Raw genomic sequence first — 2,794 nt, 5'->3', positions numbered from 1 at the left:
CTCCGCGGGGCGCCGGCCGTCGGGTCCGTCCCGGCGCGGACGGCGTCAGTCCTCGTCGGCGAGGATCAGGTACAGCTTCTTGCGCGCGTCGTTGATGACGGTGAGCGCCTTCTCGCGCTGCTCCTTGCTGCCGGTCTTCCAGACCTGCCCGAAGGCCTCCATCAGCCCGAAGCCGGCCTGGCGGATCTCACCGAGAGCCTCCCAGTCGATGCCGCGCGAGGCCTCCTCCCAGGGCGCGTCCGCCCCCTCGTCGGCGGCGGCGCGGCCCTCGTCGGTGAGCGCGAAGAGCTTCTTGCCGCCTTCCGACTCGCTGGCGATCAGCCCCTCGTCCTCCAGCAGCTGGAGGGTGGGGTAGACCGAGCCGGGGCTGGGCTTCCACGCCCCGCCGCTGCGCTCGGCGATCTCCTGGATCATCTCGTAGCCGTGCATCGGCCGCTCCTTGAGCAGGGCCAGGATCGAGGCCCGCACGTCGCCGCGCCGCGCCCTTCCGCGCGGCCCGCCGCGCCCTCGCCCGCCCCAGGGGCCGGGGCCGAAGCCCGGCCCGAAGCCGGGTCCACCCGGACCGCCCGGCCCGAAGGGACCGAAGGCGGCCCGCCGCCCGTCGAAGTCCCCGCGTCCGCGCCAGGGGCCCTCGTGCCGGTGTCCACGCTCGTGTCCGTGGGTACGCATCGCAAGCACTCCATTCCATCGTTGATCTGTCGCGATGCTTCAACGATATATCGGAACTGCTCGCCCGACAACACCCTTCGGCCGACCCGCTGTTGACCTGTGCCAGTGAACGCTGATCGATTGCCACTGAAGGACGGCCGATGGCTGTCTGTGTCAGTGAAGGATGACCACCTGCGGATCCGTGTCAGCTGAGGACAACCGTTGGTGGCTCTGTCGTCTCGCGATGGCAGGCCTCGTCAGGGTCTCCTGATCATGGACGTGATGATGGGTAACGCGATGATCACCAGCCCGCCGGGGCAGGTGACGCTGTCGGACCGGCGGACACAGCGCAGGTGGTCGGTCGAGCTGGCGCCCTACCAGCTCGCGGCATTCCCGGTCACCCAGGCGTGGTACGCACAGATCACAGGCCAGCGGCCGAGTGCCACCCCTGGGGACCAGCTGCCCGTCGAGTGCGTCTCCTGGTGGGACGCGGCGCGGTTCTGCAACGCCCTGTCCCAGTGCGCCGGCCTCACGCCCGCGTACCACTTCCGTGCCGAGGCCGAAGACATCGAGTGGGACGCGTCCGCCGACGGGTATCGACTGCCGACCGAAGCCGAGTGGGAGCACGCCTGCCGGGCCGGGACGACCGGGCCGCGCCACGGGGATCTCGACGAGATCGGCTGGTACCGCGGCAACTCGCACGAGCGCATCCACGAAGTGGGCGGCAAACGCGCCAACCCGTGGGGGCTTCACGACATGCTCGGCAACGTCTGGGACTGGTGCTGGGACGTCTACGACGCCGAGGTCTATGGCGCCTACCGGGTGCTCCGTGGCGGTGGGTGGTTCGATGAGCACTGGAGTTGCCGGGCCTCCGCGCGGCGCCGCAGCCACCCGACTTTCCAGGTCGACGACGTGGGATTCCGCGTCGCGCGTTCCGTCGTGCGCTGATCCACATCGTGTGCGGCCCGGCCCGCGCGGGGTCGGTCCGGCGATAGCGTGATCCTCATGACGGCTGAAGACGAGGCGCTGGTCGGCGGGATGGTGAACGTGGGGGCGGTCTTCCGCCGGGGGGAGTTGGTGGAGCGACCGGCACCGCGCAACGCGCGCGCCCTGCATGCCTATCTCCTTGCGCTGAAGCAGCACCGCTTCGACGCGGCGCCGGCCCCTGTCGGTCTCACCCCGGGTGGCCGTGAGCAGCTGACTTTCATGTCCGGAGACGTGGCTCTGCCGCCGTTCCCGGACTGGGCGATGACGAGTTCCGCCCTCGAATCGGTGGGGATCCTGCTGCGGCGTCTGCATGAGAGCAGCGCGGCCGTCGCGGTCGACGCCCGCGCCGAGTGGCCCCGGGACCTTGCCGACCCGGAGGGTGGAACGATGTTGTGTCACAACGATGTGTGTCCGGAGAACGTCGTCTTCCGCGACGGTCGTGCCGCGGCCCTGATCGATTTCGACTTGGCGGCCCCGGGCCGTTCACTCTGGGACATCGCCATGACCGCCCGCTATTGGGTGCCCATGCTTGATCCCGAGTCCGCGGCCGCTGTGTATCCCCCCGGCCTGGATGCGGCCGCGCGGCTGCGGATTCTTGCCGACAGCTACGGCCTCTCGGCGGGGGACCGCGCCGAGTTGCCCGGCGTCATCGAGCAGGCCACGGGGGTCTGCCGGGCCTTCGTCGCCCGCCGCGTGGGGGGCGGAGACCCCATCTATCTCCAGGCGTTGGCCGAGCGTGGTGGATGGGAACGCTGGGACCGCATGCAGACCTGGCTGGTGGACCACCGTCAGACGTTCACAGCTGCCCTGCTCAACTGACCGGCCTGGACGTTCGAGGACAGACTCACAAAAGCATCGCCTTGCGTCGGCGGTATGCCTTCTGACGGCAACGCTGGGAGCACGTCCGGCGCTGGGACGTGCTGCGTCCTTCAGGCAGGGGGCCCGAACAGATCGTGCAGGATGGCGTTTCCGGGGATTCGTTGCGGGTCGGGGGGGGGGGGGCGGGGCCGCCCCCCCCCCCGGGGGGGGGGTGGGGGCCGGCGGGGCCCCGGCCCTGGGCCGCCCCAACGCCATACCTTGCTGCGCTGGTGGCGGTTGTGATCATCGGCCGCTGGCTGGTGGCCAGTTCGTGGAGCGGGTCGTGCATTAAGTGCTACTC

General features: G+C 70.4%; 3 protein-coding genes. 2 read left to right on the top strand and 1 reads right to left on the bottom strand.

The window, feature by feature from the left end; translation table 11 throughout:
- Positions 1-45: 45 nt before the first annotated feature.
- On the bottom strand, positions 46-669 hold the full coding sequence (locus ACFC02_RS42165; protein WP_376368264.1) for a PadR family transcriptional regulator: 624 nt from the start codon (positions 667-669) through the stop codon (positions 46-48).
- Positions 670-921: 252 nt separating this feature from the next.
- Between ACFC02_RS42165 and ACFC02_RS42160 the strand changes: the two genes are divergently transcribed.
- Entirely contained in the window at positions 922-1,596 is a 675-nt protein-coding gene (locus ACFC02_RS42160; protein WP_376368262.1) for a formylglycine-generating enzyme family protein, read from the top strand.
- 57 nt (positions 1,597-1,653) lie between these two features.
- Positions 1,654-2,454, top strand: a complete 801-nt coding sequence (locus tag ACFC02_RS42155; protein WP_376368260.1) for a phosphotransferase — start codon at positions 1,654-1,656, stop codon at positions 2,452-2,454.
- Positions 2,455-2,794: the final 340 nt, after the last annotated feature.

It is taken from the genome of Streptomyces sp. NPDC056160 (assembly GCF_042268205.1).
Classification (GTDB): Bacteria; Actinomycetota; Actinomycetes; order Streptomycetales; family Streptomycetaceae; genus Streptomyces.
This window is presented reverse-complemented; position numbering and strand designations above follow the sequence as displayed.

Bases quoted from the DNA above. Each gene is read 5' to 3' on its own strand.
- ACFC02_RS42165 (WP_376368264.1), bottom strand. From the start codon at position 669: ATGCGTACCCACGGACACGAGCGTGGACACCGGCACGAGGGCCCCTGG.
- ACFC02_RS42160 (WP_376368262.1), top strand. From the start codon at position 922: ATGGACGTGATGATGGGTAACGCGATGATCACCAGCCCGCCGGGGCAG.
- ACFC02_RS42155 (WP_376368260.1), top strand. From the start codon at position 1,654: ATGACGGCTGAAGACGAGGCGCTGGTCGGCGGGATGGTGAACGTGGGG.